41 protein-coding genes are annotated in these 24,692 nt (G+C 40.2%); all 41 read right to left on the reverse strand.

Translation table 11 applies throughout. The features are described from left to right. Window positions 1-634: BppU family phage baseplate upper protein (locus tag BLV66_RS14775; protein ID WP_143033145.1), on the reverse strand; the 634-nt coding region annotated here is incomplete at its 3' end. Further along, window positions 634-2,958 (reverse strand): phage tail spike protein, encoded by a 2,325-nt coding sequence (locus BLV66_RS14780; RefSeq protein WP_086987789.1) that lies wholly within the window; start codon window positions 2,956-2,958, stop codon window positions 634-636. The genes BLV66_RS14780 and BLV66_RS14775, both read right to left, overlap by 1 nt. Continuing rightward, window positions 2,955-3,641 (reverse strand): phage tail domain-containing protein, encoded by a 687-nt coding sequence (locus BLV66_RS14785; RefSeq protein WP_086987788.1) that lies wholly within the window; start codon window positions 3,639-3,641, stop codon window positions 2,955-2,957. Before BLV66_RS14785 ends, BLV66_RS14780 begins: the two co-directional genes overlap by 4 nt. Then, window positions 3,641-6,178: a phage tail tape measure protein gene (locus BLV66_RS14790; RefSeq protein ID WP_086987787.1), complete on the reverse strand. Its 2,538-nt coding sequence runs from the start codon at window positions 6,176-6,178 to the stop codon at window positions 3,641-3,643. Before BLV66_RS14790 ends, BLV66_RS14785 begins: the two co-directional genes overlap by 1 nt. Window positions 6,179-6,366: 188 nt before the next feature. After that, complete coding sequence (locus tag BLV66_RS14795) at window positions 6,367-6,735, reverse strand: hypothetical protein (RefSeq protein ID WP_086987786.1); 369 nt, start codon at window positions 6,733-6,735, stop codon at window positions 6,367-6,369. Window positions 6,736-6,745: 10 nt separating this feature from the next. Beyond that, window positions 6,746-7,327 (reverse strand): hypothetical protein, encoded by a 582-nt coding sequence (locus BLV66_RS14800; protein WP_086987785.1) that lies wholly within the window; start codon window positions 7,325-7,327, stop codon window positions 6,746-6,748. 16 nt (window positions 7,328-7,343) lie between these two features. After that, on the reverse strand, window positions 7,344-7,763 hold the full coding sequence (locus BLV66_RS14805) for a hypothetical protein (RefSeq protein ID WP_218131869.1): 420 nt from the start codon (window positions 7,761-7,763) through the stop codon (window positions 7,344-7,346). Further along, window positions 7,754-8,119: a hypothetical protein gene (locus BLV66_RS14810; RefSeq protein ID WP_086987784.1), complete on the reverse strand. Its 366-nt coding sequence runs from the start codon at window positions 8,117-8,119 to the stop codon at window positions 7,754-7,756. The genes BLV66_RS14805 and BLV66_RS14810 overlap by 10 nt, the downstream gene beginning before the upstream one ends. Continuing rightward, window positions 8,103-8,471: a head-tail adaptor protein gene (locus BLV66_RS14815; RefSeq protein ID WP_086987783.1), complete on the reverse strand. Its 369-nt coding sequence runs from the start codon at window positions 8,469-8,471 to the stop codon at window positions 8,103-8,105. The genes BLV66_RS14810 and BLV66_RS14815 overlap by 17 nt, the downstream gene beginning before the upstream one ends. Continuing rightward, window positions 8,468-8,752: a head-tail connector protein gene (locus BLV66_RS14820; protein WP_086987782.1), complete on the reverse strand. Its 285-nt coding sequence runs from the start codon at window positions 8,750-8,752 to the stop codon at window positions 8,468-8,470. The genes BLV66_RS14815 and BLV66_RS14820 overlap by 4 nt, the downstream gene beginning before the upstream one ends. Before the next feature lie 24 nt (window positions 8,753-8,776). After that, window positions 8,777-10,168, reverse strand: a complete 1,392-nt coding sequence (locus BLV66_RS14825) for a phage major capsid protein (protein ID WP_086987781.1) — start codon at window positions 10,166-10,168, stop codon at window positions 8,777-8,779. Further along, window positions 10,169-10,891: a head maturation protease, ClpP-related gene (locus BLV66_RS14830; protein ID WP_245826763.1), complete on the reverse strand. Its 723-nt coding sequence runs from the start codon at window positions 10,889-10,891 to the stop codon at window positions 10,169-10,171. A 4-nt stretch (window positions 10,892-10,895) separates the two neighbouring features. Further along, a complete protein-coding gene (locus BLV66_RS14835; RefSeq protein ID WP_086987780.1) occupies window positions 10,896-12,089 on the reverse strand; it encodes a phage portal protein in 1,194 nt (397 codons plus the stop codon). Window positions 12,090-12,205: 116 nt separating this feature from the next. Next, window positions 12,206-13,921, reverse strand: coding sequence for a terminase large subunit domain-containing protein (locus BLV66_RS14840; RefSeq protein WP_086987779.1), 1,716 nt, complete (start codon window positions 13,919-13,921; stop codon window positions 12,206-12,208). After that, window positions 13,896-14,216: a P27 family phage terminase small subunit gene (locus BLV66_RS14845; protein WP_086987778.1), complete on the reverse strand. Its 321-nt coding sequence runs from the start codon at window positions 14,214-14,216 to the stop codon at window positions 13,896-13,898. Before BLV66_RS14845 ends, BLV66_RS14840 begins: the two co-directional genes overlap by 26 nt. A gap of 106 nt (window positions 14,217-14,322) precedes the next feature. Then, window positions 14,323-14,652: an HNH endonuclease gene (locus BLV66_RS14850; protein ID WP_086987777.1), complete on the reverse strand. Its 330-nt coding sequence runs from the start codon at window positions 14,650-14,652 to the stop codon at window positions 14,323-14,325. Between the two features lie 149 nt (window positions 14,653-14,801). After that, window positions 14,802-15,227 (reverse strand): DUF722 domain-containing protein, encoded by a 426-nt coding sequence (locus BLV66_RS14855; RefSeq protein ID WP_086987776.1) that lies wholly within the window; start codon window positions 15,225-15,227, stop codon window positions 14,802-14,804. A 4-nt stretch (window positions 15,228-15,231) separates the two neighbouring features. Beyond that, window positions 15,232-15,423, reverse strand: coding sequence for a hypothetical protein (locus BLV66_RS14860; RefSeq protein ID WP_086987775.1), 192 nt, complete (start codon window positions 15,421-15,423; stop codon window positions 15,232-15,234). Between the two features lie 3 nt (window positions 15,424-15,426). Further along, complete coding sequence (locus BLV66_RS14865; RefSeq protein WP_086987774.1) at window positions 15,427-15,738, reverse strand: hypothetical protein; 312 nt, start codon at window positions 15,736-15,738, stop codon at window positions 15,427-15,429. 6 nt (window positions 15,739-15,744) lie between these two features. Beyond that, complete coding sequence (locus BLV66_RS14870) at window positions 15,745-16,053, reverse strand: MazG-like family protein (RefSeq protein WP_086987773.1); 309 nt, start codon at window positions 16,051-16,053, stop codon at window positions 15,745-15,747. Continuing rightward, a complete protein-coding gene (locus BLV66_RS14875; protein WP_086987772.1) occupies window positions 16,050-16,295 on the reverse strand; it encodes a hypothetical protein in 246 nt (81 codons plus the stop codon). The genes BLV66_RS14870 and BLV66_RS14875 overlap by 4 nt, the downstream gene beginning before the upstream one ends. Then, window positions 16,292-16,549, reverse strand: coding sequence for a hypothetical protein (locus tag BLV66_RS14880; RefSeq protein ID WP_086987771.1), 258 nt, complete (start codon window positions 16,547-16,549; stop codon window positions 16,292-16,294). The genes BLV66_RS14875 and BLV66_RS14880 overlap by 4 nt, the downstream gene beginning before the upstream one ends. Then, window positions 16,546-16,812, reverse strand: coding sequence for a hypothetical protein (locus tag BLV66_RS14885; protein WP_086987770.1), 267 nt, complete (start codon window positions 16,810-16,812; stop codon window positions 16,546-16,548). Before BLV66_RS14885 ends, BLV66_RS14880 begins: the two co-directional genes overlap by 4 nt. Continuing rightward, window positions 16,809-17,198 carry a hypothetical protein gene (locus tag BLV66_RS14890; protein WP_086987769.1) on the reverse strand — a complete coding sequence of 130 codons (390 nt, stop codon included), beginning with the start codon at window positions 17,196-17,198 and terminating at the stop codon, window positions 16,809-16,811. The genes BLV66_RS14885 and BLV66_RS14890 overlap by 4 nt, the downstream gene beginning before the upstream one ends. A 104-nt stretch (window positions 17,199-17,302) precedes the next feature. After that, entirely contained in the window at window positions 17,303-18,070 is a 768-nt protein-coding gene (locus tag BLV66_RS14895) for a helix-turn-helix domain-containing protein (protein WP_086987768.1), read from the reverse strand. 11 nt (window positions 18,071-18,081) lie between these two features. Beyond that, a complete protein-coding gene (locus tag BLV66_RS14900) occupies window positions 18,082-18,324 on the reverse strand; it encodes a hypothetical protein (RefSeq protein ID WP_086987767.1) in 243 nt (80 codons plus the stop codon). Window positions 18,325-18,449: 125 nt separating this feature from the next. Beyond that, complete coding sequence (locus BLV66_RS14905) at window positions 18,450-18,794, reverse strand: hypothetical protein (protein WP_086987766.1); 345 nt, start codon at window positions 18,792-18,794, stop codon at window positions 18,450-18,452. Window positions 18,795-18,805: 11 nt separating this feature from the next. Next, window positions 18,806-19,306: a single-stranded DNA-binding protein gene (ssb, locus tag BLV66_RS14910; protein WP_086987765.1), complete on the reverse strand. Its 501-nt coding sequence runs from the start codon at window positions 19,304-19,306 to the stop codon at window positions 18,806-18,808. After that, complete coding sequence (locus tag BLV66_RS14915; RefSeq protein WP_086987764.1) at window positions 19,303-19,659, reverse strand: YopX family protein; 357 nt, start codon at window positions 19,657-19,659, stop codon at window positions 19,303-19,305. Before BLV66_RS14915 ends, ssb begins: the two co-directional genes overlap by 4 nt. Beyond that, window positions 19,656-20,054: a YopX family protein gene (locus tag BLV66_RS14920; protein ID WP_086987763.1), complete on the reverse strand. Its 399-nt coding sequence runs from the start codon at window positions 20,052-20,054 to the stop codon at window positions 19,656-19,658. Before BLV66_RS14920 ends, BLV66_RS14915 begins: the two co-directional genes overlap by 4 nt. Further along, a complete protein-coding gene (locus BLV66_RS15665; RefSeq protein ID WP_176974306.1) occupies window positions 20,051-20,212 on the reverse strand; it encodes a hypothetical protein in 162 nt (53 codons plus the stop codon). Before BLV66_RS15665 ends, BLV66_RS14920 begins: the two co-directional genes overlap by 4 nt. After that, window positions 20,213-20,779, reverse strand: coding sequence for a hypothetical protein (locus BLV66_RS14925; RefSeq protein WP_086987762.1), 567 nt, complete (start codon window positions 20,777-20,779; stop codon window positions 20,213-20,215). It lies immediately after the preceding gene. Beyond that, window positions 20,779-20,985: a hypothetical protein gene (locus tag BLV66_RS14930; RefSeq protein WP_086987761.1), complete on the reverse strand. Its 207-nt coding sequence runs from the start codon at window positions 20,983-20,985 to the stop codon at window positions 20,779-20,781. Before BLV66_RS14930 ends, BLV66_RS14925 begins: the two co-directional genes overlap by 1 nt. Before the next feature lie 417 nt (window positions 20,986-21,402). Further along, the gene (locus BLV66_RS15670) at window positions 21,403-21,549 is read right to left on the reverse strand and encodes a hypothetical protein (RefSeq protein ID WP_176974307.1); all 147 of its coding nucleotides are present in this window, start codon (window positions 21,547-21,549) and stop codon (window positions 21,403-21,405) included. 97 nt (window positions 21,550-21,646) lie between these two features. Next, window positions 21,647-21,904 (reverse strand): hypothetical protein, encoded by a 258-nt coding sequence (locus BLV66_RS14940; RefSeq protein ID WP_086987759.1) that lies wholly within the window; start codon window positions 21,902-21,904, stop codon window positions 21,647-21,649. A 5-nt stretch (window positions 21,905-21,909) separates the two neighbouring features. Next, window positions 21,910-22,035, reverse strand: a complete 126-nt coding sequence (locus BLV66_RS15875; protein ID WP_256327922.1) for a hypothetical protein — start codon at window positions 22,033-22,035, stop codon at window positions 21,910-21,912. After that, window positions 22,032-22,328, reverse strand: coding sequence for a hypothetical protein (locus BLV66_RS14945; RefSeq protein WP_086987758.1), 297 nt, complete (start codon window positions 22,326-22,328; stop codon window positions 22,032-22,034). Before BLV66_RS14945 ends, BLV66_RS15875 begins: the two co-directional genes overlap by 4 nt. A gap of 16 nt (window positions 22,329-22,344) precedes the next feature. After that, entirely contained in the window at window positions 22,345-22,659 is a 315-nt protein-coding gene (locus BLV66_RS15945) for a YkgJ family cysteine cluster protein (protein WP_086987757.1), read from the reverse strand. Continuing rightward, window positions 22,656-22,919 (reverse strand): hypothetical protein, encoded by a 264-nt coding sequence (locus tag BLV66_RS14955; protein ID WP_086987756.1) that lies wholly within the window; start codon window positions 22,917-22,919, stop codon window positions 22,656-22,658. Before BLV66_RS14955 ends, BLV66_RS15945 begins: the two co-directional genes overlap by 4 nt. A 95-nt stretch (window positions 22,920-23,014) precedes the next feature. Then, entirely contained in the window at window positions 23,015-23,809 is a 795-nt protein-coding gene (locus tag BLV66_RS14960) for a putative HNHc nuclease (protein ID WP_086987755.1), read from the reverse strand. Then, on the reverse strand, window positions 23,806-24,692 hold an 887-nt coding region (locus BLV66_RS14965; RefSeq protein ID WP_093114575.1), incomplete at its 5' end, for a phage replisome organizer N-terminal domain-containing protein. The genes BLV66_RS14960 and BLV66_RS14965, both read right to left, overlap by 4 nt.

A 24,692-nucleotide genomic window follows, 5' to 3' on the forward strand; every position in this document is an offset into this window, starting at 1 on the left:
GCAATGCGGCAAAAGTGGTACTACCTTTAAAAACATAGGCACTTGATGGCAAATCGGATAAATCAGCTTTTGTCGATTCGATATGCGCCAACTGTGATTCAACTGAAACAAGCCTTGTCGGATATGTTGCGTCAAGATTGTTTGCTCTGTCTATGAAATCTTGTTCGACATCATCTATGCGTCCGTTCCAACTTTGAACCTCTACCAAAGCGCTTGCCAAGGCAGTAAAAACATTGCTGCTCTCAATGGCTGTATCATCACCAACAGTAGCCTCTACATTGATTTTTATGTTTCTGCTACCAATTACACTGCCACTATCAATGATCTGGATAAACGCATCAACTTTACCCTTCCTGAGCATATTCGTTGGATAGGTGACTTTATACAAGCCTTTTGTAAGATCAATAGATTCAAACGGATCTAACCCTTGCACCCCTGCAACAGTAGTATGCGCCCACTTTAAATTTAAAGTGATGCCTGTCGTATCCTTTAGCAATCCATTTTCAGTTAAGGTAACTAATAACCCACGGCCGTTTGCATCACCTTCTTTTGCAATATAATCGCCGTATACTTGAGTGTTTACTGAGTCGATTTTAAGCGGCTGGTAGTAAAAGTTATTTGATAAGATTGACATTAAATCACTCCTTTACTCGTAAGTATTTCCTTCAAATCAGCCAACTCTTGTTTCGTAGTAGCTAATTCTGTTTCGCTTGCTTTTACTCTCGCAACTAACTGCTGTATTGCCAATGTATTAAGATTTATTTGCTTTCCGCTATCTACACTTAAGTAATTGCTGTTCTGATCCATTACTTGAAGACAAGGCGCGTATTGTGCTTCCATACCAAATTGCAATCCATCCGGCTTTGTTTTGTTGTATGGGTTTTCTTTATCCCATTCAAATTCGATAAAGCGCATTTTCTCGATGGCTGCAATTGCATCTAGTTCGGTCGTCACCGGGTTTTTCTTCAAACGGATATCAGACTGATTTGTTATCGTATTTCCATTCATGTTTAAATTTTGAAACGATATATTTTCTCCGGTCCTAACTTCAAATCTTCCGGTTGTAGTTACTCCATCACCGTTTAAAATCCCCATCGAAACACCAGCAACTGAACCCAGTAATAACATTTGATTTGACGCATTAAAAATAATGGATCCTTGAGTTCCTGAATTATTTGTTGTTAACCTGATTTTTCCGCCGCCGTAAATTTCCCCAACATTCCAGATGGTATTGCTGTTCATTTCCAGGTAGTTGTTCAACTCTATTGGCACAAAAAACTTGAGTAAATCATATAATTCTTCAAGGCGCATAAACGGCGCATAAGCATTAGATTCTGCCGTTGCTTTCCTACCAAAAGACATCTGCTTTTGATAATCAGCACCGATCAGCATGCCGTTTATAGTGTTGTCCGTTGTGTTGTAACCCATCCCAAGAAAGCCTGTTTCTTCAGCGTATTTATTTATGAAGCTGAGTCCGCCTTTTTTCATGTATGTTTTTTCGCCGTTGTCATTTTCCACCCATAAGCCACTGGCATCAATACCCACTTGCGTATTAATGTTATTCCAGCCAAGCTTTATCAACTCGGCATTGAGGACACCAACATCAATAAAATCAGCTACAAAATGTCCGTCATTCGTTATTGCAGTACGATAAGGACCAGCATAACCAGTTCCGCTATATCCAAGGCCATTTAGATTCCATCGCCAAATCTTTACAGCCGTTGTAATATCTTCAGTATCCATGATCAAAAGTTCACCATTACGCTTGAGTACATATCCACCTAAAGCTGTATTGAGCAATCCTGTCGCTCTGTCGATACTGGCTTCCAGATTAGATATTTCAACTTGCTTAATTGCATCAATTTGCGATTGCAGATTTCCATAGCCGGACCCTGATAAGGTTTGCTTTATGGATCCTAAAGATATTTTTGTGTATTTCTTCTGTATAGGATCGTATTCATAGCTGATCACTTTTGCAGTTAGATCGATATCTTCTTTAATGTGACGCACCTTGACCGTATCGCCAATATAAATTGTCTGCAAGGCTGCATACTTTTTATATTCATTCGTATTCATCAGGCGGACAAATTGCACATCATATGTCGCCGTTGGCCTATCTATTTCAGCCTGTGAGTATTCCAACCCTACTAATCTTCTTAATTCGGCGTATGCATCTTCTAAAGGTAGTGCATCTTCATCGTCTGCATAATCTCCAATAGCCGCTTTTATGTCCTTATATTCGATTTCCCGAACTTTTGGATAAGGATAGTTACTTATAAGCGGACTGTCTATAAACTTCTCAGGCAGTTCCAATCCATCAAATCCGATTGGTTTAATCCGGGTAACAACAGTTGTCCAATCAATCGTTGCATCAAATCCCTCTAAGTCTTTCCGGTATTCGATTATTACGTTACGATCCTCGCCTATGTGATTAAGCATTCGAATTTGGAAATTGTCCCGGTCAATCTCGCCGCCCCATCTACTGATAAAGGTATTGTCCTTCGAATCATTCAGGAACGCTTCAGCGGCATTCATCCCTACAATCCTCGCAGTTGCCTGAGTTGCTATGTCAGAAACAAATTCAAAACTATGAAGATAGTTAGTCGCTCCAAGAATTTGAACCCCGGCAGCAGTTCCGGATTTATCAACTACGTTAGTATCATCGATATAGTTAAAACTCAAATCATAAAAGATATGATAGGCAGTTACATTCCGATAACCCATAACAGGCTCTTCTTTATGAATCCTGAATAACTGATAGCCCTTCGGAGTCATTACCTTGATAATGTGTTCACCCTTCACATAAATCGCTCTAGGAGCAAATATAGGGTATTTAAATTTAAAGGCATAAATTCCGTTCAAGTCTTGCATGACTAATGGATCAATAATATTTTTATCCAGACTGCCTAAACCATTTCTGGTAAATTCAGTTTCATCAGGTCTATAAATTGAAATCATATGAATCGCCACCGCCCATCAATTTCTACGCTTGTAACGGTACCAGTCCATGAAATTGTATTGTTTCCTAGTTCAAAAAATGGGAAATCTCCGGCCATTCCATTTTCTAGTGGCAGCAAATCTTTATGATATTCCATGTCCTGCGTATCAATCTCAACATAGCCCACAACATCATATAAATAAATATTCTGACTGTTTATAGTCAGCGTGATATCTCCACTACCATTAACTTTTATGTAAGGCTCAGATGCATAGGTCCCTCTATTGAGGATTGTTTGACCTGATTCAGTTACTTCAAATGTGCTAAACAGGTTATATGTAAACGGATCGCATCTATAAGTAACTGTAAAGTACCCATATTCCGCAATTTGATTATCCGTTTCATTGATACTGATATGCTTTATCTTGTAGTAAACGTCATCATCGCTAAATCTGAGTGTTTTTTTTCCAAAAAAATAGCCCCTCAATTGACGAATGAGAGGCTTAACATTGAAGTCTTCCAAGACATTGTACTCAACAGAAAATTCGATGTCGTCAAAGGCATCTTCTTCTATGAGCGAACCATGGCGGCCCTTTATGTCGTGTGCTTCGTATCTTAGTTCAGGAGCAGGGATATCCGGTCTGTTAGCGACACATGCTCCATATTCTGATGTTGGGTACTGATCCAAAATAGTATCAAGCATTATTGTCGTCTCCCTCTTCCGAATAGTACTTCATTGTTCTTTTTAGCAAGGTTTGCATCTATTCTGTCTGTCATTCTGTCAACATCATAATCTGAGTTAACAGTTGCATATACATTGATATTAACGGTACTTGCTTGTACGGCATCCCGACTGGACAGCGCATCCATCAGTTGATTATTTGCACTTACGATACCTAACCCGATATCGCCTAGCACTTTTTTATTCAGCGGTAGGATAGCTTCTTTTCCAGCTTCGCCACCGATCATCATATTACCGCCGTTCATGCCAAAGATTGTAGCGGCATCCATGATACCACCAGCAGCATAGAAATCGAATCCGGTTGGATATGTAAAGGTCTTGCCTAAGATGGTTTTTGATGCTGTGTTCAGTTTAATTTTAGGCAATGAAGGTAAACTTATTTCAGGTATCTTCAGTTTCATGTTTGTAAAGAAACTTTTAATCCCCTCTACAAAACCACCAATTTTATCTTTAGCACCGCCGATGGTTGAAGTAATTGCATTCCAGGTTGTAGTAGCACTGCTTGAAATGTTATTCCAGATGTTCACTAAATCCTGCTTGTCATTAGCCCATTGGTTTGAAATTCTACTTCCGGCAGTGCTTAAAATAGTTTCAATCTCAGTCCAATCGGATGACGCAGCAGATTTCAAAGTTGCCCAAATATTTTGAAGGTCAGCAACGTCACTGGCCCACTGTTCACTTATTTTATCTCCGGCAATTCCTAGTAGCGTTTGTATTTCTGCCCAATCTTCGGCCGCTGCTACTTTTATTTCGTCCCAGTGTGTCATGATCAGTATTCCTAAACCAATAGCTGTAGCAATAGCCAGCCCCCAAGGACCGAAAATAAAACTGGAAAGCCCTGGTATTATTTCAGCCATGAGTTTAAATCCACCAATTAAATCAGCTATACTGCCGACAATTGAACCCATAATGATAAGAGCAGGACCCGCACCTAGCGCGACAGCACCCATTCCAAGAATAAAATTCTGAGAACTATCAGGAAGTCCGTTGAATCCATCGATTATATCCGTAATGTAACCGGAAAAATCTTCTAAGAATGGTTGAGCTTCACCGATCATGTCAATGATTCCCTCACCTACAGGCATAAATGAATCTGCTAGATCCCGAAGCATAGCTGTTCGTTCAGTACCAAATGCGCTTTCGAAAGCAGAAACAACTGTATCTGTTGCGCCTGTTACTTCTCCGTATGAATCTCCTACTTGCCCCATAGCTTCGACTATTTTATATCCGGCATCCTCACCAAGAGAACCCCAAATTTCTGTAAGTGCAAGTTGTTTAGCCTGTGGGTCTTCGATTCCTGCTAGATTTTGCGCCATCTTTTGAAATAGCACATCATTTGATTCTCCACTGGCTTCCCATGTATCATAAATATCTTTCCATGATCCACCGAGTTCTTCAACGGCCGTCTTTATTGTTCCGTCTCCGATACGAATACCAAACTCTTTTACCAGGTCATTTACTTTATCTAGATTATAGGCTCCGCCATCTAGCCCAGCTTGGAGGATTGCAAACATCTCTTCAGCAGAATAACCATTCTCTTCGAATAGCGTTGCATATTCAGCAAGGTTATCTCCTAACTCATCTGTTTTGTTAAGGCCATTTTGAGCGCCTACAGTGATGAAGTCAAAAGCTTCTTCCGCAGTCATTCCATATGTACCCATTAACGAGTTGACACCTCGGAGTGTTTCCGTCATATCCATGCCCATGGTATTTTCAAGAATGATTGCTTTTTTCGTTATGTTTTCTAATTCATCAGGTTGCAAGCCTGATAACTGCTCATCTACTTCGGCAATCGCAATAGCTATATCATCATACGTTTCGCCATAACCAGCTTTATAGATGTCTTCGGCAATGGCCTGAAACTCTTCCATTTCCTTATTTGAGGCACCTGTATTTGCCTGAATTTTATTCATTGCTTCTTCATAGCTTGTGGCTAACTCAGTTGCAGCAGTTGCCACTGCAACAACAGGAGCAGTCAAACCAACAGATAATACTTTACCTGCATTAGCTGCACCATCAGCAGCATTTTTTATCCTATCGCCCATCTTTTCAAACTTGTCGCCAGTTTCCTTTGCAGCTGTGCCTAATTGATCTGTTTCTGTTTCGGCTGCATTTAAATCTGACTTAGAGGCCTGAAGCTTTTTATTTGTATCATCAATGGCATTCTTGAGATATTCTTCCGATCGCTTTGCATCCAACAATTTGTCATTCCATGCCTTAGCTTCTGCTGAGTTTTCGCCCATCATTTTTTTCGCATTTTCTAAAGCTTTAGCTGTCTTTGTTGTTTTATCCGCTGCTAATTCAAGTTGTTTTTCCAAGTTGCTAAGGCTTGCTTCTAGTTTGTCCGTATCACTAGCCGTGTTTTTCATCTGTTCTGACTGCAATTTAAACTCTTTATTCAGCGTTTTGACATCTGAATTTATTTCTGTAATACCCTTGTTAAAGTCCTGATTGACAACCTTGTAAGAAACTTTGATTTCTTTTTGATTATTTGCCAATTACTCACCTCCTCACTTGATCGGATTATTCCTGTAATTCTCAATTGCTATTTTGTTACGCGCTAAATTATTGAGCGTTTCAACGTCAGAATTGATTACCAGGTCATAATCAAATCCAATATAAAAAACGTAGAAGCTTATTAGGTCATCTACGTTTTCAATCTCTATTGTTGGAGACTTTAATTTACTTACTTTTTTGTTTTATCAGTTTTCCTCTCGAAGGCCTCAGCAAATTTCTTTCCTATGGTCCGGCCACCGAACAACTCCATATAGATTTGTTGGTAGAAAACACTGTCCACTTCAAGTAATTCTTGGAACTCTTCAAGAGACATCTGATCTTCTTCATTCGCATTGTAGTATGCGATATAGACCGCCTGAGATGAAACCTCTTGCTGATCAAAATAATCCAAGTCCTTTTTCGGAGTATTTGAAATAGAAGCCAATAACTCTTTCGAGAATAATTTGGTATCTTTTAATTTTTTCATGCGGCCAATGGTCAAGGTTGTATTTAAAATAACCGCCTGACCATCAGATAGAATTAACGTATGTTCAGCCATCAGGTACCTCCTATGGTCCTACTACTAATTTCACCAAGTCTGGAGTAAATGTTGTATGCCATGTTTCAACCAGAGTCGGATCTGTAGTTTCGCTAGTGAATGCTTCGTAATAGAAGAAGCCGTTGTCGTCTTTAAATGCTGAGAATGTCAATTCAGTTAAAGCAATTTCTTCAATACCGTTTTCGATATTTTGAATGAATCCAGTAGTGAACTGCATATTAGGATAAGCCATCAACTTTGTTTCTGTTTCTTCAAGGTTCAATGCATCAAATGTGATAACCCCTTTACCAGGATTAGATGATTTACCTAACCCAAATACTCCCACCTTCAAGCCTTCGTTTGTTAATCCGAAAACACTTCTTAATACTGCAAGTTCAACGTGAGCTGATACTGTTACATTTAGCTTAGTGATCTTTGTGACCTCTTTAACGGTGTCACCCTCGCAAATTTTTACAATTGTTCTTAATTCAGATTCTGTAGAAACAGTACCTAAACAACCAAACCTTTTAACCGTGCCCAAAACCCCTGCTGATTCAAAACGGACATTCGCATTGGTTACTTTATAGATATCAAAATCTGTTACATCTGGCATAAATTACATCTCCTTTTCATTTTCCTATGATGTTATGCGCTTCATCCAGCGCTGCTAATAGTTGTTCGAATATTTCCGGATTGGATTGCTCCATCCCTTTTTCAAAAAAGCGTTGAGCAATTGGATTGCTGCTGCCTCGTCCCTCATTCGGGAATACTAAGTAACCGAATGACCCTTTATTCTTAGCCGCTCCACCTTTTGTTTTAATCTCAAAACCAAGGTTAATCATCGTATCTTTTAAAGGCTTCGAACTTTTAGCGTGCTTTTTATCAACTTTTGATACTGGTGTAAAATCAATAATCTTCTGCATCATAAGCTGTGAACCGCCGCCGTGAAGAACCTTATTAGCAAGTTCTTCAGATAGCTTTGGTATTTTTGCCATTGCATCAAACAACTTCATTGATTGCTCATGGTCCAGTTCGTATTTTATTGGCATATGATCAGCGCCTGATGGAAATAAAATGTGCTGAGTTTGGCTTCTTGTTCCGTACTCGCTATTTTTCCAAATTCATACTCTGTGTTTCTGAATCGCAAACCGCATTTAGGCAGTTCTAAAATCAACGCAAATTCATCAATTTCAGCATCTTCTTTCGTTACAAACATAAGAATGAAATCTCTCAGGAATTGATTCGCTCCTGAATCAGCTTTTCTAATTGGCCCTTTCTCGTAATAAAGAAAGAATGATTCATTTGCATCCAGTTCATCCTTTTGAATATCTGTACCGAATACCGGAAATCCCGTAATGCCTTCAATTGTCGTTTTTATCTTTTCAAGATCAAGCGTCTTGCTCAATGAACTCACCTACTTCTGACAAGTACCAGTACATGTATCGCTTGTCGTTATCAACGTCAATAGCTGTAATGTTATACAATCTGCTTTTCAGCAAGACTTGATGTGTTTTTGTGGCGGTAGGTATGTAATAGGATTTAACCTTCAATTCGATTTGCTGATCAGAGGTGTTGTATAAATCAAAGTCAGACTGTCGGATAGTCTTATAACTAAAGAACATATCACCAGTCTTGGCAAATACTTGCCCGATTTTCTTACCGCTTGCATCTCGTTTTGTTTCCACCTTGCCAAAAAACAACCGCCCATCATTCAAGCGGTCCTCATCTACATACTTCATACCAGGAGAAAAGATCATGGGTTATTCCTCCTAAATGTTACGGCATTTTTAAGCTGTAATTTCAGCAAATCCGATCGGTAATGCTGTTCAAAATACATGCCTGAGCCGCTCCAATTATATCGGCAATAGTTTTTGAGCAAATAAAAAGCTAGTCCTACTGTCGTGAAATCAGTAGGACCAGCAATGCCTTCTATGTAGTCTTTGCCTTCGGCGATCATGTCTTTGATGTCATCGTCTTGATAATCCCAAGTGACGCGCAAATGGTCCTTAATCTTCGTTAATACCACTCCATCATTCATACATCAATCACCCCGAATCTTTTATTAAACGATTGTCAAAGTAGCAACTGCGATTACAGTGTTATCCTCAACAGATGTAGCAGTGATTACCACTTTGTCACCAACAGTAGCTGTAGCAGTTACAACAGTAGCCAAACCATCAGTATCAATAGTTGCAATAGTTGTATCACTAGATGTCCATGTTACGCCCTCAGTAGATCCTAGGACTGTTGCCACAAATTGTTTAGTTCCTGTAGTTGTAGCAGTTGCATTCTTAGGAGTAATTTCAACTGTAATATTACCTTCCAACGTTGGGACAGTTGCCCCAGCAATACCGGAAATGTCAGCAATAAAGAACGCATTGACGTTTTTCGCAATACCATTACCGAAGAATTTAGCAATATACAAGTCCATGTCTTCAATGGCCAATGTTTGATCATACGCTTTAATTTCAACTTCGCCAGCTACACCTAAGAAGTAATTTTCAGGAACTCCGAAGATAGCTCTATCTACAGGCACCGCGTGAGATTGGATAATTTCATCACCAGTAGGTAGACCAGTAACAACCCAAGCGCCATTTGCATCACGTACAGCCAATTTAGGGAATACTTTAGCCCAATAGGTTTGAGGATTTACAATCATCGCTACACGGCCATTATCAGTTCTTGCTTCGGATAATGCTGCGTGAATCCCTGCCAATGTAGTTGGTGTGATATCATCCATATCGATCAAGGCTTTTGCTGGGTACACACCATCAACAGAACCGCTTAATTTACGAGTCATACCGATTGGTTTATTTTTACCGTCACCATTCACAATCGCTGATTCCAAAGTGAGTTGCATTACTTCTTGCAATGTCGTAATGACAAATTGTGCTAACCAGTTAGGACCTAGTTTAAAGAACCCTTTAGGAACAGCAATGTAGCCACTTAACTTAGATGCTTCTAAATTGATTGTGCGGAATGCTTGCAATAGGATTTTACGGATATCATCTGGAACTTCACCCCAGAAGGCAGTTTCTTGAGTAGGATCTGCATAAACATATTTCATCAAAGCGCCAGTAGCAACTGCATTTACACGAGAAATTAGAGGGTGCTCAGTAGTAAGGTTCTTGAATACATCCGCAATGATTGTCATAGGGAACGTTTCTGTAATACCATCAAACGTTTGTTTTTCAACAACAGCATTGAAGTATTTCTTTTCTTTAGATACCAAAGCGCGTTGCAAACCGCGTTCAGACAAGATGCGCTCATCGTTATAATCGTTATTGTAGCGCTCCATAACTTGCTCAGCTTCTGCGGCAACAGATGATTGAATCCCTTCGATCAAGTTTTCGAACGCAAGTAGTTGTTCTTCGGATGTACCGCTTTGCAAAGCTACTGCCACCGCTTGCCGTTGTTCAGTTAAAGTTGATTTCAATTTATCAAAGTTTTTCATTTATTTTACCTCCAAAATTTTTAGTAGATTTTGTGCGAATGTGTTTTGTGGTACTTCTGGTTTAGTTTCTTCAGGTGTTTCAACCGTATTTGTAACTGCCGGAACTGCTTGAGCGGCGAACTTTTTGATTAGCGCGGCTTTTGCGTTTGGCTCATCGTCATCTGATACTTGACCATCGATCTTATCAGCAAGCCCAAATAGGACCGCTTCATCTGCTGTCAGATAGGTTTCCTCATCCAATAAAGTTTTTAATTCATCTTCCGTGCCTTTAAAGCGGTTCATGTATGACTTTTCAAGACTTGTTTGCGCCTTATCCAAATCATCAGCCGTTTTACGCAATTCTTTTGCATTACCCATCGTATAAGTCCATGGGTTATGAATCATCATCTGTGCATCACTAGGCATAACAATATGATCACCAGCCATTGCAATAACGGATGCTGCACTTGCTGCAATCCCATCGATATACACGTTGATTTTTTCCGGACGATTCAAAAGGAAATTCTTAATCGCAATCCCTTCGAATAAGTCGCCACCGTATGAGTTGATATGCACATTAATTTCATTGCCTACAACATCACCAAGCGCGTATTTAATACCGTTCAGATAAACGCTATATCCGACTGTTCCATACATAAACAATTCGATGGTGCCTTCTGCTTCGTTTTTAATTTCTAATTTATTTTCAATTGGATTCTTCTTCATGAGTTCGTTCAATTTCACTGTTTTACTCACCACCTTTCAATTCAGATTGTTCTGCATAGTTCTTTGTAACGTAATACGCGGTAGATTCTTTGGTATTCAACGGCTCTTCTCCTTGCATTTCAAGGATGCCATCCTGATTGATGCCGCCAACGCGGAATAGCGCTTCTGCATCGGATGCCGTTTTGATAAGCGTATGAATCATGATTGTTTGCGTTCTTACAACGAGTTTGGTCCCGCTTGATACTTCCTTCTGCCCATATATCTTTCGATTGAATTCCGATTGAATTTCATTGACAAATGGCCTTACGCAGAAATTGACATAGTTATCTCGCATAGCTTCAACGTCCGCGACATCCCCTTTAATCAATCCGCGGGGGATCCCGAATGCATCAGCAGCGATGTTAATAAAATCTTGAAAAACTTCTGTAATATCCCTTGTCGTACTGGCACCGCTCTTCGTATTACCAGGAGTTTGAATAGGGTTTGCGATAGCTAATCCCTTTTCCATTGGCATAACTGCATCAGAATCACTCAGGAACGATTTAAACCGATTCTGAAAAATATCGTCAAGAATAGTATCTGCTTCAACTTTCCCTGTTTCTGGATCAATAGTCTGATGCAATTGATCAAATACGGAATCAATTTCAAGTACAATCTTCATGGCATTGCTTCGGTTGTAATTCCGCATGGTTCCGGCCAACAGTTTTCCATAGTCGGAATAAATAGAATCCAGTAATTTTTCAACCTTTGAATTATTCAATTTGATCCGAATAACTTCTGATTCTTTATAGGTTTTGCTATCCAAATAATTTCCCGGCAGCATGACGGATCTATATACGTTTTCTACAAATGATTTTTCTTCGACAATAAAACTTTCAGCAACAATAAAATCGCCTTCTCTTGTCTGAATAATAAGCGCGCCATCATCTTCAACAGCCTTTGAAACAACCTGATACCAAAAATCGACATTGTTTTGATTCTTGTTCGGCTCATAATTAAGCTTCCACCAGTTATGCCCTTTATGCCTTTTGCTTTTCTCATACGTTCTGAAATCACATAATGAGATTGAATTTGCAATCCAGTTAATACATATTTGCATTGCGTATTTTTTATAAATATAATTGGTCCTCGCCTCCGACAACATGACCTCATATTGCTTCTGCGTTGATTTGCTTGGAGTGATAAACCAATTGAAAAACGTTTCTTTAATGCTCATTTCACACCCCCCTTCCCTGTATACACACGGCCGCTATCCTAACGGCTGGAGATAGTATGGATCACCTCACGTTTCCGGCATATCGCCAACAATCGTTTATTCATGTGAAATCCCTCCTAGTAAGTGTGCGTCCTCAGCTTTCTGTTGTATTTCGCTTGTGTTCCTGTCAATGACTCTCTGAATTGAAGAGCATGGACCAATGCAAAAAAGCCGTCTGTTTTTCGCAGCTTCGGCTCAATCTTTTCAAAGGTAACGTTCCCTTTGCCATCTATTTTTTTGTATGTATTGTTTGTATACCACCTCATTACGAAATCACCTGGCATGTAAGCTATATCGCCATAGCTATATAAATCATCAACGATAGGTGATAGAATCGTGTGCGTTTTCGACCCGCTTCTAGCGATTTCCAATTTATCGAATCCATATTCCAAGAATTTTTCTCTTAGATAATTGATCCGATACATATCGCTTACTATCGTTTTGATTTGATACTTCTTCGCTTGCTCCATAAACCATCCAGCAATATCTTCAGGTCTATTGGTTTCGGTATGAAGGATGGTAATCAATCCCTCTTTAACTCCTTGATCAATAGGAATCCTGTAGTTCCTGCCTTCTAAAGCCCTTGCATTTATGAACGTATGATGTAACCAGTAATACTTTTTATCGACCTTGAATAATAAGCCGACACCTACAAAGTCAAGCGTGTCTGCATAGTCGATAGCGCCAATACATTCTCGCCCTCTTAAATCAGGGATCTCATGTTTACAAGCGCCCATAATCTTTTCCCATGGAACAATGGCCTCGTTTGAAGCACTCATAGGAATGTTCATTCGTTTGGTCATAAACTCTATTTTGGCTTGCGGCCTATCTTCAAACTTTTCGAACTCACCAATCATTTCGATACGCAGACTTGGGAAGTATCGGATAGATGGATTTGCTTTCTCCCACATATCCATGTCATTAACTTCTTCAGCTGCATCCAGTTTGCAGATAAAAGGAAATGTCCTTCGGTTCGGCCGTTCACCTTGCAGGATCATCTGTGACTCTAATTTCAAATCATCAAGGAATCCATCTCTGTCATATCCATCGGTTGTGAAGTAGAATCTTCTCGGATTCGGCTTCTTACCTAACCCGGATGTAAATACCTTCACGCTGTCCTCATTCGGATAAGCATGTATTTCATCAAAAATAACGGCACCTTGTCGGCCACCGTCTTTTGTTTTTGCGTTATTGGTCCGATACCGCAGCATGGAGTTCGTCTTTTTAAATACGATCTTCTCTCTTGTGTACCGGAAATATTGTTTGTACTTCTTCTGATTGCTTTCAAGGATATCCCAAATCTCAGTAAATGATTCTTTGGCTTGGTCCTCGCTTGTGGCCACAATATCAACATGGTATTTTGATATGCCTTGTTTAGTTGTAAGCCACCATTCAATAACGGACATGAATGCGGTTTTACCACCGCCCCGGCCCATCATGACTAAAAACTCATTGAATACAGGAGTGCCATCTTTGAAGAATACACCTGTTACAAATGCGAATATAAATTTTTCCCACGGTAATAACTTAAATGGGAAATGCCTCTCAACATTTTTTATTGCTGCATCGATTACCTCGGACATAATCACGACATTCTCATCATCAAGCTTTTCTTTAACAAAGCTGAGTAGCTGATGGATTTCTTTCGATGCCTTGACTTCTCCTGATTCGATCATGCGAATATAGGTATCAATGTTTATGTCATATTTTGGATCAGTTACTATCGGTGTTTGGGGGATAGTATAGATTATGGAGATTTTCGGCTGATCAGAACTCCTCGTCTTCATCTTCATCTACTGGCAAATCTCGCACGTTGATTTCTAATTGCGATAGGATTTTAAGCATCTGAGTATTCGTCTTGTGCAGTTCGCCAATGGATTCGTTTTTCTTGAAGCCACTTTGACCGCCGCCATTGTTGTATTTAACAGATACTCCTCGCGCCTTGACATCAGCAATCAAACTGTTCTTAATGGTCCACAATTCCATGTAGTCCTCCACTAAGTCATAGAAATACAGCCCAACTACCCCCATGTCCTCCAATTGCTGCCGAAGTTCGTTTCTGATTTTGTTTCGTTTTGTCTCAGCCATCCACCCACCCCCCTCACGCGCGTTTTTATTTTTCTCCTCAGTCCTGAATCCTCCCCGTTGTTCGGGTCCTTAAAAAAATTTGCATTTGATTTGACCCGGGGGCCTTTTACCAACGTTCTTCGTTGGTAAATTGTTCATTTTTATTTTTATTTAACTTTTCTGGATGTAACTTATTGTGACATGCATTGCATTCGCACTCTAAGTTATCTAATGTCAATGCTAACTCAGGATGCCGCCTTACATCTTGGATATGATGAACCATCTCAGCCAATCCGAACCCACCAGCGCGCTTGCAACTCATGCACTCATTGTGATCGCGTTCCTTTGCATAGCTTCTGATTGTTCGCCACTCTTTAGATTTATAGAACTTAATCAGTTCATCGCTAATGATCAGTTGTCTGAGCCATCTGAGTATCTCAGGTGTCATCAGGTTCATGCTTATCCCCTCCACAAAAATAGGACCCACAAGCAGATTGGCAAGTCCGCTTGAGAGTCCGTTGAAAATATTTCTTTTGTATTTTGTAGCATCTTTATGTTATCACTTTATTCCTTTTTCAATCGAAATAATAGTGGGTTAAATTCCGATTATATTTTTCCTAATCTACAAGCAAGGTCAGATACTAACTTATCTCTCTTGGCATACATAGTTGAGATAGCGTAATGATACTCTTTCGCTAAATCTTCCCATGTCCTGTAGTTCGTTCTATCCCAGAATCTCTTTGTTGCAATCTCTCTTGTCACATCATCCATACTGCCTATGATTTCATCTATCGATTGTTTTAAATGCTGATGATAGATAATGTACTGATCGGACTGCCTTTTAATAGCTATAGCTTCTGTAGGTTTGGATATAAACGATGAACGGCCGCCGCCTATGTTCGTGTCATTGTCCTCTTTCATTTCCAGTTCAGCCTGCTTAATGGCAATCAATCTATCTATAAACGGATACTTCCGGTATTCTTTTTCCAGTTCCTTTTTATCAAAGTCACTTAACATTAAAAACTCTCTCATCCAGTCACCTTCCGTTTATGTAGTCATCTATCTGCGCCCTTGTCATTTGCCCGATGTAAACCAGATGCATGTTATCTATCTCCCATGGATCCGCATCCCTGTCTAATCCTATCCACCTAAAGTTAATCGCATAGATAGGCTTTGCTGGATGTTTGCCGCTTAATGTTTCGAACCAGTACAATACTTCATTGTCCATCAGCTAACCTCCTGTGTATTCCACCTTGAAGCCTTTGCAGTATCTCGTCTCGCCTCGTGCTGCTTTCTGTACCGCAATAGGCTGCACACCCAAGACTTTAGCTGCCTCTGCCGCAGTAGCAAATGATTTGAATAGTTCGCCGTTCTTATACAATACGACTCCTTTGCGCCTGTACTTGTCAGGATCATATACCTCACCATTATTTGCATAGGCCCTAAGCGTTTGTATTTCCGGATGATCATCAGGAAGCTGTGTCCAGTTATCGTTTCTCTCTAGCCTATATAGCAGTTCATAGAATCTATCAGGAAGAACCATGTTTCATCACTCCTTTAAGTCTGACTCTTTGACGAATACCCCATTAATCATTTTGCCTTTGCGCTCTTTAATCTCGTTGTAAGCCTTCTGAACGCAGTCCTCAATATCTAATCCAAGCTGCAATGATAGAATAGTCATGACTACATACATATCCCCTATAGAGTCCTCTACTTGTTTAGGCTTATCCTTTGCCAATCCTTCAGCCAATTCGCCAAACTCCTCAGCAAGCTTTAGCATTTGCTTCGTAGGGTCAGCTGTATCAAGTCCTCTATCTCTTGCCCATTCTTCAATCAATCCGGTTAATACTGTGATCATTTGCTATTCTCCTTTTCTCTAATGCTTTTTAACTTTTCTTCAATGTCCTGTTGCTCATTCCACTTATGCTCATATCCATCATATCCGACATGTTCAAACAGTTTGCCATCTTCCAGTTTGTATTGCTTTCCTCTTGGTTCATTTCTGCATCCAGCAATGATAATCTTCAATGGCTTTTCTTCAATGTGAAATAGGTCATATCCTTCTGTTTTTAAATAGTTGATTGCTTCTGCTTCTGTCATGCTTCATCCTCCAATTTTCTCCCAGCATTCTGAACGGTATCAGTTATCCATTCACTGGCTGTAATCATAGTTCCAATAAGCGATCTACAATTTTCTACGTGAGCTGGTTCATCTGAATTAGGCCGATAAATATACAACGTGTATCCCACTTGAGGTTTTATATCTTCTCGTTGATGATATATTTCATAATCAACCGTCCATCCAAGTTTGATGAAATAATCAACCGTCCTCATGTGCGACTCCAATGTTTTCATCGTTCTTCCTCCTGAATCCTGACAGCAAACTTCATCAGCAGATTGTATAACTCATGCACCTCACTAGCTCTAAGCTTTGGCAGTATATTTTTTACAGCTGGCTTTATTTGTCCGCGTCTTACATCGCTGCTCTCCATCACATCTTTTCCCCAGTCTATGTACCCACCGAGCCTAGCTATGTGTTGCTCCATTTGTTCCTTAGTCGGAAGAGGGTTTTGTCCGCTCCCACTTTTATATTGTGCTTTTCTCTCGAAGAAGTTCATTCAGCTTCCTCCCTAAAATTCCAAGGCACTTCCCATTTAACGTGCTTAAATAAATCTTTTAGAGGTAGATCATATTCTCCGTCACTCATCCAGACACCATAAAATTTATATTCTGGTTCGTTAGAGTGAATATTTAAAACTCCGTCTTGATTTCTTGAAATCCACTCAACTTCTTCTGGTAGATGCTGGATAATCTGTCTTTCAAAAGCAGATAGATTATGTTGGTTAGGAACTTCTTCAATCGCTCTTCCACAAAACGGACAGTATTTCATTCCGTGTTCTTCAACAGTTCCTCCGTAGGTAAATTCCCATTCAGCACCACAACTAGTTCCCCATACACCATCATCGAACCTTGAATACATTCCCCATTTACATTTCTCACTCATTGCCTTTTACCTCCATCATTTGTTCTTGAATGTCATGAAGATCAATAACAATAGCCCGGCAGCAACCTCACTTAGCATCATCCATGTCATAGGCAAGTCCTCCATCATCGGTTTTTAAACCCCTGATACTGACCGTTATCACGCATGAATTTTCTCTTCTGCGTGATGTGATCCTTTTCTCTGCCTAGTTCATAAGCGATTTCTTTATCAGATAAGCCTTGCTCTTCAAATTCCAGTAGCATATCCATTTCTTTCTGCGTCCACATGATTATGATTCTTTTCTTTGGTAATATGCCTTTCGTTTTTAGAGTTGATATCCTCCGCACTATGGCGCTCTCTGCTCTCTTTAAATCTTTTGCCATATCGCTTTTTGACATATCTAAGTGGAATAGGTTTATCAGCTTTGCATCCTCTTCCTTTGTCCATCTAGCATGCCTCCTTTTTGGCACTTCATAGAAATCTTTCCGCCTTTGCTCTTCGACCCAATCAGGTTCCGGCATCAATACTTTTGGCTCTATCCTTGAGATATTCAGCCTAAAGCGGTTGTTATCGGCCCATTCCCAGAAATCGACCGAATCTATCAAGTAATATTTGGTTTTCTTTCGGACTATCCGATATTCAGCCTTCAAGCTAAACTTTTTTATCCAGTTATAAATTTGCTTCGGATCTACACCCAAGATTTTAGCCAGTTCATTTGCCGTTATTTTCCCTGATGCAAGCTTTGCATTACTGACACCTAACTTATACATCCGGCATTCGACAGCGCCGAAGGAACGATCCAACTTATCGGCAATTGTCTGAGGCTTTACCTTACCTGCCTTTTCTAAGATGTATTCATCCTCTTCTTTTGTCCAATATCTCCCTTTCGGCATCAGCGCACCTCCTAATGATCAGCGTTAAGTAATTCGATATGGTTAGTCGCCATATCATAATCAACTTTTGTGGCATGCAGTTCAGCCCTTAATTCAAGGACTGCATCTGCATATTCTGTTTGTTTAGCTTCCAAATTGGTTCGGTATTGCTCCCGGATGATATTGAGTTCGATCTCATGCCGTTCTTTCAGGTCCTCTGTCTTTTTTATGTCGATAGCAGCGAACACGATAGCAAGTAACAGAATGAGCAGCATGTAAAAGACTCTCTCTTTAGATTTCAAGTTCTTTTCTACCTTCCTTTCTAAACGTCATCTTTTTTTATATTTGATGGATGATTAATCATCCTGTCTTAAAAATCGCTTAAACGTGAAGTATGAGCCTAATTCTGATTGCTGAAATCTCCGCGTAAGGTCTTCAGGCTTTTTAGCATCTCACCTAAAACAAACATGCGTTCTTTCGATAAGCCTTTGTTTGTGATCTCTATCGTCAAATCTTTAATCATCTTACTCAGGTTCTCTCTTGCATCCAGACCGTTTACAGCTATTCTCTTGAGCGCTGCCAGTTCCGTGTCTGAGATATCCTTTTTGTTTAGCAACTTGATTCGATTGTAGTAGGCACGCTCTTCTGGATAATTAGGCTTCTTGCTCACGTTATTTGCAAGCTTCGTTTGATAATCCGTAATAGTCATACCCTCGTCCAGATACTGTTGTCGTTTATCTCTCATGCTTTACCTCCTCAGAATGGCAAATCATCATCTTCGATATCTATGTTTTCTCCCTGTGGAAATGGATCCGAATGCTTATTGAATTCATCGAACGAATTATATTTATAATCCCCTGTTTTTTCTGCATCCATCGGCTTTTCTTGTTTGTCTGGCTGCTTATACGTGTTTTCTCTCGGCCGTTGCTCTGTCGTCTGTTTTGGCTCCAATAGCGTGAAGTTATCAACTACTACTTCTGTAACGTATACGCGGTTGCCTTGCTGGTTATCATAGTTCCTGGTCTGGATGCTACCTTCTATTCCGACTAATGAGCCTTTACGCGTGAAGTTTGCCATGTTCTCTGCTGCTTTCCGCCATATAACGCAGTTTATAAAGTCTGACTTTCGTTCTCCGTTCTGATCGGTGAATTTTCTGTTTACCGCAATATTGAAAGTTCCTACTGCCGTTCCTGAGCCTGTATACTTCAGGTCAATATCTTTTGTGAGTCGGCCAACTAGGACCACGTTGTTAATCATTTTTCAGCCTCCAATAGTTTTATTCTTTCGTATCGATTGCCGACTATCTCACAAAAGCCCATCACATTTTCAAATGCTTCGAAGTACCCATCAGTGACAAGCCCAAAGCACCCTCTCCTAAACACGACCTCAGATAAACCCTCAGCGTAGCAATTTACAATATCACCCTCATAGATTTCATATCCGTTCTTGTCTTCAATCCCGGTATATTGCATTAATTCGAAATTCTCTGAATTTTCACTTAATAGCGCCCACCTAAAATTCCTAAAAGAAATTCTTGATTTAACCAAATCATCCCAATGAATCATTATTTTTGTATTTTTGTCCCACGCCCGAAACTTAATCTCTCTCATTCTTGGTCCTCCTTCAGCAGTTCTGGGTTTTCGAAGCGATTGCCGATTACTTCAGCGCTATTAAAACTTCCATTCACGGTATAAAGTGTATCGAATTCTTCTTCCGTGAATTCTTTGCCTATATTAAATCCAACAAATTGAGCCGATTCTGCTCGGTAACCAATTAATCCGGTATATCCATCTGCTGCGGTTAAAATATCTCCTTCAAATATGTCTGTTCCGTTCTTATCTTTCAGACCTGTAAACCACACCAGGTCAATTGTGCCGTCATCTGGTATATAGTCCTCGAAATCTTGCCAGTTTCGGAATATTTTCCCGTCACTAATTACAATTTCCTTCGCATCAATAAATTGTTGTATTTTCTTATCCCACGCGCGGAACTTAATCTCTCTCATTCAATTTCATGCCCCTTTACTTCCATCTCGTATTCTTTTTTAGATACGACTATGGTTTTTGATTTGACGTGTACATTTATATGCAGATGACTCAGGACGTTTGCTACTTGGAATAATCCGGCAGCGATGAAAGCCAGCATTATGTTTGCAACTGTCATTTATTCACCTTGCCCTTCTCGGATATAGAACTTTCTTTCTGGCTCAAGTTCATTGACATAATCTAATACGATCTCAGCTTCACACTCAGTATCAAAGCTGAAGACTTGCATAACAGATAATCGGCCATCTTCTGAAACGACTTCCATGATTGAGTAAATAGCTTTTTGTTTTGAATTAAGGTGTATACCAAATTCATCATAGTTTTTTATGGTTAATCCATCACCAGGTCCAACAAGTGGAGTAATTAATTCATTTGATTTTCTTTCAAGATATCTTTTTCTCCCGGTCCATGGATCAAGCCAGCTATCTACAAATGTTAAATTACTTTTATTGCTATTTCGTGTAAGGTATTTCTCAGCATCTTTCCATGCATCCAACATATTGTTATGTTTATGATCCACGCTCTTTTGCTCCGCTTCATAATGGATCTGCACTTTATTTTTTAGCTTCGCATCATTCAGTACCATTTCAAGTTCATCGAGTTCTTCAGTTGTTACGAATTTTGAACCATCTCCGCGTATATACTCATATAGCCAGTAGAAATTTAATTCAATGTGTCGCATCATTAATCTTCATCCCCCTCTACATGTCTGTTTATCATCAGGTTTAATATGATTTTGTCAGTTATGTTCAATTCGTTATAGGCTAAGGAATAAGAAACTGTTAAGCCGCCATTTCTTTTGATCCAGAACTCAGCGAACGCTTGATACTGCCGCATGATGACAAAGCGATCATTTTCTATTTTTCCTATTTGGAAATCTATTTCATTCATTCCGATTCCTCCTTAACAATTCCGGTTCTACCAAAATAAAATCTGCTACTTCCATTTGGATTTCTATCAAACTCAATTATTCTCCAACCATCTCTCAGTAGCGCATTCACTTTTTCGTCAGCTTCGTTATCAAAAGGGCTATAGTGGAGTGACTTGAACTTAATAATGTCAGATAGCTTCATTCCGCTTCCTCACTTTCTATATTTTTGTACCCGATTAGATTTAAACTCGATTGGCGCTTACGCAAACATCCGCAACTGCGTGTATTTCCTGACTGTAAACTATTACCAGGGACATTTACGAAGTTTCCACAACTGCATTTACATTTCCAAACAACGTGTCTCTTGTAACGATCGTTTGTAATTTCTATGACTTTAAGTGTTCCAAATCGCCTACCCCGTAAGTTTTCCATTTTTTTCACTCCATGTCTTCCTGCTCTATATAAATATCCCCAGCCTCCGGAATTGTAGGTTTGAATGGTACGATATTCTCTTTGCACATGATTTCAAGTTCATCATCTTTCATTGGCCGCCATTGGTACCCTGTATATGTCAATGGTCTCATTCGCCATGCCTCCGTTTTTTGTCCAGGTACTGAAGCACTTCGCCATATAGCAAGGCCGCAATGCCTATAGCTGCTATTACAATTATTTCTGTCGTGTTCACGTGCCTACCTCCATTCCCCTTGTTATCCTGTAGTGACGTTGCAAAGTAACAACCGCGTGATTTAGAGAATCGGTAATATCCTCTCCTGCATCCAGGGGGCCGCCTCCACCGCATATTGGGCCTATACACGATTTGAATTCAAACCCTATCTCATCCAGTTCGAAAGTTCCGACTAATCTGTTTCCATCGAATATCTCCCAATGTTTTTCATCGATCTGCACTGCTGGTGTATCAAATAAATTTAGTTGATCCAAAGCGCTCACTCCTTCACTGTTTCCCATGTGACGGTCTGGATGCCCTCTTCCTTTGCATAAGCCATGGCTTCCTTGATATTTTTGAAGCATCCAACATATTTGTTTCTGAGTACGTCTATCAATAGGATCATGACTCACTCTCCAGGTAAGCCTCATATTCCCCTTCAATACGTTTCAGCCTCTTGTATTCATCCACCGATAGAATTGCAATACTCGCCTTGTATTCCGTTATGTACTGCTGATAGTAATAGGAGTCCAGTTCTTCAATGATTGCCTTGTCGCTCTTTGCCATTTCCTTTGCAAGTAGTTCCAACATATATTTTTTGATGCGTAACTGTCGCTCAGTCGCTGCCACTGTTTTAGGGTCTACCCAAGCCTCATCCCTATACATTGCGCTTACTATGTTCTTGTCATCTTTAAACATTGTTTTCCTCCTCAAATCACTTTGAATTGCTGAAAAAAGTTTCTCTCATGCTGACAGGACGCATTTTCTTCTGGACCATTCTTTTTGCCAATTCAGGTGAAGGCCCTTTATCGATGCATCGGAACCCTTTGCAGATTGCCGGACGTATTTCATAAATCTGGCATCTGTCTTTCTCTTTGTCATTAAGGAACGGACAATCCATTGCATCGCCTTCATAAGCGGTTATCTCCGGATGAGTTTTAAGATGCCGCTTGATCACGTTTATTTCTCCATTGCTTAGCGGTAGAAAGTTACCGCAGCATCCACCGCATCCACTACAACTCCAAGTCATCCCTCTACCCCCTTGCTTATAATTTCGGATAGGTCAATTTCGTCATCCATACCCAATGCAACTAAATCAATGCAAACGCAGTCGTGTTGCAAGTATCCAATCGCGTTGTCCTCTGTTTCGAAAAAATAACTAAATTTAGTAACGAAGCCATCGAGTAAATAGTATGGAATCCAAATTAAACATTCTTTGTTCTCGTTTTCCCAATGATTTTCAATACTATTTTCTGCGATAAATTTATATAGTTCTAACTCCATGCTCATTCCGCTACCTCCTCAAAAATCCAATATCCATAGCAACTCACCAAGACAAAACATCAGGTAAAAATACAACGTCAACCATACGATTTTCATTCTTATTACCCCCTGTAAGCCATTTTTTTAAATTGTTCCTCATTCATGATTACTCCGATAACGTGATGCTTTTGCATGAAGGTCTGCTGCCCGATTTTGTGCGACTCTGAATGATGCTTATAGCACAAGCACATCAAATGGTGTTTCGTGTGATCTATCTTTCTGCGATTCCGTCCGGCTCCGATTGCATCCACATGATGAACCTCTCCCTCTTGACCGCAGATGATGCATTTACGCTCCCATAGGCATTTAATCAGGTACGGCTTCACATCATCCAAGTAATGCAGCGGTGTCTCTGATAGCCCGATATCATTGTCTAAACAGAAATCAACGATATAGCCGATAAACTTACTCGCCAATCCTACTGAGCAGTCCTTGTTGTATTCTGATGTGCTGAAGTACGGCAGACTGTATTTTGAAATGAATTCAATCTTCCTGTCATAGCGCACCTGGTCTATCGTGTCGTCTCCTGTATAGCGTTGGATGTCCCTGCATAGCGCATTGATGTATTTCCGTTGCTGAGCCGTGATTACCCGATTATCAAACAGCCGGAACTCTCCGAACAAATCGCCTTTTGCATCCACAAATCTTTCAAAAAGATATTCCGGTATGGATGCATCCATCCTGATAATCAGTTCTTGTTGCCCATAAACGTTCTGCCTCATGCCGATAACTTCAGCTAAGCGGTTAATGCTGCCATCCTCATTGACTTGTGCCAGTTTGGATGCGTCCTCAGCCATTTCCTTGCCGGCCGTCTCAAGCAACTTTTCAACGTGCTTCTTCTTTTGTCGCCTCTTCATCCAGTGCTTTCCTTGCCGGATGTTTTAAGTTTGGCTATGCGCTCATTCAATTTGCGCTGCTCTTCAGGATCCACCGGAGTTTCTTTGCTGTCAGGTTCGTTTGCTGCCCAATCCGGCAATACCTCAGTCTTAGGCTTCTTCTTGTAGTTGGCATTGGCAGTTACTTTCATTTGGTCATATTTCTCCCGAAGCTTTTTGGCTGACAAGATGTTAGTCTTCCAAAATTCATCGCTCTGGCTCCAATCAATCATGCCCTGCACCTGTTGTGGTGTCCGGCCGTCCAGTTCTACCATTTTGCGGATATCATCTGCCCATAGCTGATAATTAGGCTTTTTGGCTTCTGGATTGTTTTGAACCATTTTGGAGAAGAGATATTGAGAGAGTTGAAAATAAGGGGAGGAGTCTTCATAAATCCGCCTAGCGGATTTTGATGACATAATATCTTTTATATCTTTCTCTTTATCTTCTTCTACTTCTTCTTCTATATCTATTGCGTGATGTGACGTTATGTATAACGTTGGCGTAACGTTACTATCACGCTTTTCAAGTTCTTCAAGGTTCAGCTGCTCTATCTTTTTGCGGTCCCTGAAGCGCTTCTGCCTTTCAGCGTTCTGAATCTTTAGCCGATTCATGCCCTCAATGTTCTGATGCTTTTCCCAATTTCTGATTACGATTACTCCATCATCGGTACTGATCATTTTGAATCTTTTCAACGTATCCACTGCCAAGCGGATGGTATTCAGCGGCTTATTGAATAGCGTTGATAGAATCTCTTCCGTGTATGGGATATCGCGGTCAATGTATATCCTTCCGTCATCATTGGTTTTGCCTGCCAATGTAAGAAGACGGATCCAAACAATGATAATGGCATCAGATTCTGGCA

The sequence above is a fragment of the Trichococcus collinsii genome (assembly GCF_900107505.1).
Taxonomy (GTDB): Bacteria; Bacillota; Bacilli; order Lactobacillales; family Aerococcaceae; genus Trichococcus; species Trichococcus collinsii.

Coding starts and splice junctions, on each gene's coding strand:
- BLV66_RS14845 (WP_086987778.1), bottom strand. CDS start 14,216: ATGGCTGAGACAAAACGAAACAAAATCAGAAACGAACTTCGGCAGCAA.
- BLV66_RS14820 (WP_086987782.1), bottom strand. CDS start 8,752: ATGAATGATGGAGTGGTATTAACGAAGATTAAGGACCATTTGCGCGTC.
- BLV66_RS14895 (WP_086987768.1), bottom strand. CDS start 18,070: ATGCCGAAAGGGAGATATTGGACAAAAGAAGAGGATGAATACATCTTA.
- BLV66_RS14870 (WP_086987773.1), bottom strand. CDS start 16,053: ATGATCACAGTATTAACCGGATTGATTGAAGAATGGGCAAGAGATAGA.
- BLV66_RS14905 (WP_086987766.1), bottom strand. CDS start 18,794: ATGAGAGATAAACGACAACAGTATCTGGACGAGGGTATGACTATTACG.
- BLV66_RS14780 (WP_086987789.1), bottom strand. CDS start 2,958: ATGATTTCAATTTATAGACCTGATGAAACTGAATTTACCAGAAATGGT.
- BLV66_RS14850 (WP_086987777.1), bottom strand. CDS start 14,652: ATGAACCTGATGACACCTGAGATACTCAGATGGCTCAGACAACTGATC.
- BLV66_RS14920 (WP_086987763.1), bottom strand. CDS start 20,054: ATGAGAGAGATTAAGTTCCGCGCGTGGGATAAGAAAATACAACAATTT.
- BLV66_RS14855 (WP_086987776.1), bottom strand. CDS start 15,227: ATGAGAGAGTTTTTAATGTTAAGTGACTTTGATAAAAAGGAACTGGAA.
- BLV66_RS14900 (WP_086987767.1), bottom strand. CDS start 18,324: ATGCTGCTCATTCTGTTACTTGCTATCGTGTTCGCTGCTATCGACATA.
- BLV66_RS14860 (WP_086987775.1), bottom strand. CDS start 15,423: ATGGACAATGAAGTATTGTACTGGTTCGAAACATTAAGCGGCAAACAT.
- BLV66_RS14930 (WP_086987761.1), bottom strand. CDS start 20,985: ATGAATGAAATAGATTTCCAAATAGGAAAAATAGAAAATGATCGCTTT.
- BLV66_RS15945 (WP_086987757.1), bottom strand. CDS start 22,659: ATGACTTGGAGTTGTAGTGGATGCGGTGGATGCTGCGGTAACTTTCTA.
- BLV66_RS14960 (WP_086987755.1), bottom strand. CDS start 23,809: ATGAAGAGGCGACAAAAGAAGAAGCACGTTGAAAAGTTGCTTGAGACG.
- BLV66_RS14795 (WP_086987786.1), bottom strand. CDS start 6,735: ATGGCTGAACATACGTTAATTCTATCTGATGGTCAGGCGGTTATTTTA.
- BLV66_RS14805 (WP_218131869.1), bottom strand. CDS start 7,763: ATGCCAATAAAATACGAACTGGACCATGAGCAATCAATGAAGTTGTTT.
- BLV66_RS14880 (WP_086987771.1), bottom strand. CDS start 16,549: ATGAAAACATTGGAGTCGCACATGAGGACGGTTGATTATTTCATCAAA.
- BLV66_RS14835 (WP_086987780.1), bottom strand. CDS start 12,089: ATGAGCATTAAAGAAACGTTTTTCAATTGGTTTATCACTCCAAGCAAA.
- BLV66_RS14955 (WP_086987756.1), bottom strand. CDS start 22,919: ATGAGCATGGAGTTAGAACTATATAAATTTATCGCAGAAAATAGTATT.
- BLV66_RS14785 (WP_086987788.1), bottom strand. CDS start 3,641: ATGCTTGATACTATTTTGGATCAGTACCCAACATCAGAATATGGAGCA.
- BLV66_RS14885 (WP_086987770.1), bottom strand. CDS start 16,812: ATGAACTTCTTCGAGAGAAAAGCACAATATAAAAGTGGGAGCGGACAA.
- ssb (WP_086987765.1), bottom strand. CDS start 19,306: ATGATTAACAACGTGGTCCTAGTTGGCCGACTCACAAAAGATATTGAC.
- BLV66_RS15665 (WP_176974306.1), bottom strand. CDS start 20,212: ATGACAGTTGCAAACATAATGCTGGCTTTCATCGCTGCCGGATTATTC.
- BLV66_RS15875 (WP_256327922.1), bottom strand. CDS start 22,035: ATGATCCTATTGATAGACGTACTCAGAAACAAATATGTTGGATGCTTC.
- BLV66_RS14815 (WP_086987783.1), bottom strand. CDS start 8,471: ATGATCTTTTCTCCTGGTATGAAGTATGTAGATGAGGACCGCTTGAAT.
- BLV66_RS14840 (WP_086987779.1), bottom strand. CDS start 13,921: ATGAAGATGAAGACGAGGAGTTCTGATCAGCCGAAAATCTCCATAATC.
- BLV66_RS14915 (WP_086987764.1), bottom strand. CDS start 19,659: ATGAGAGAGATTAAGTTTCGGGCGTGGGACAAAAATACAAAAATAATG.
- BLV66_RS14890 (WP_086987769.1), bottom strand. CDS start 17,198: ATGAGTGAGAAATGTAAATGGGGAATGTATTCAAGGTTCGATGATGGT.
- BLV66_RS14800 (WP_086987785.1), bottom strand. CDS start 7,327: ATGCCAGATGTAACAGATTTTGATATCTATAAAGTAACCAATGCGAAT.
- BLV66_RS14945 (WP_086987758.1), bottom strand. CDS start 22,328: ATGTTTAAAGATGACAAGAACATAGTAAGCGCAATGTATAGGGATGAG.
- BLV66_RS15670 (WP_176974307.1), bottom strand. CDS start 21,549: ATGAGACCATTGACATATACAGGGTACCAATGGCGGCCAATGAAAGAT.
- BLV66_RS14925 (WP_086987762.1), bottom strand. CDS start 20,779: ATGATGCGACACATTGAATTAAATTTCTACTGGCTATATGAGTATATA.
- BLV66_RS14875 (WP_086987772.1), bottom strand. CDS start 16,295: ATGACAGAAGCAGAAGCAATCAACTATTTAAAAACAGAAGGATATGAC.
- BLV66_RS14825 (WP_086987781.1), bottom strand. CDS start 10,168: ATGAAAAACTTTGATAAATTGAAATCAACTTTAACTGAACAACGGCAA.
- BLV66_RS14865 (WP_086987774.1), bottom strand. CDS start 15,738: ATGGTTCTTCCTGATAGATTCTATGAACTGCTATATAGGCTAGAGAGA.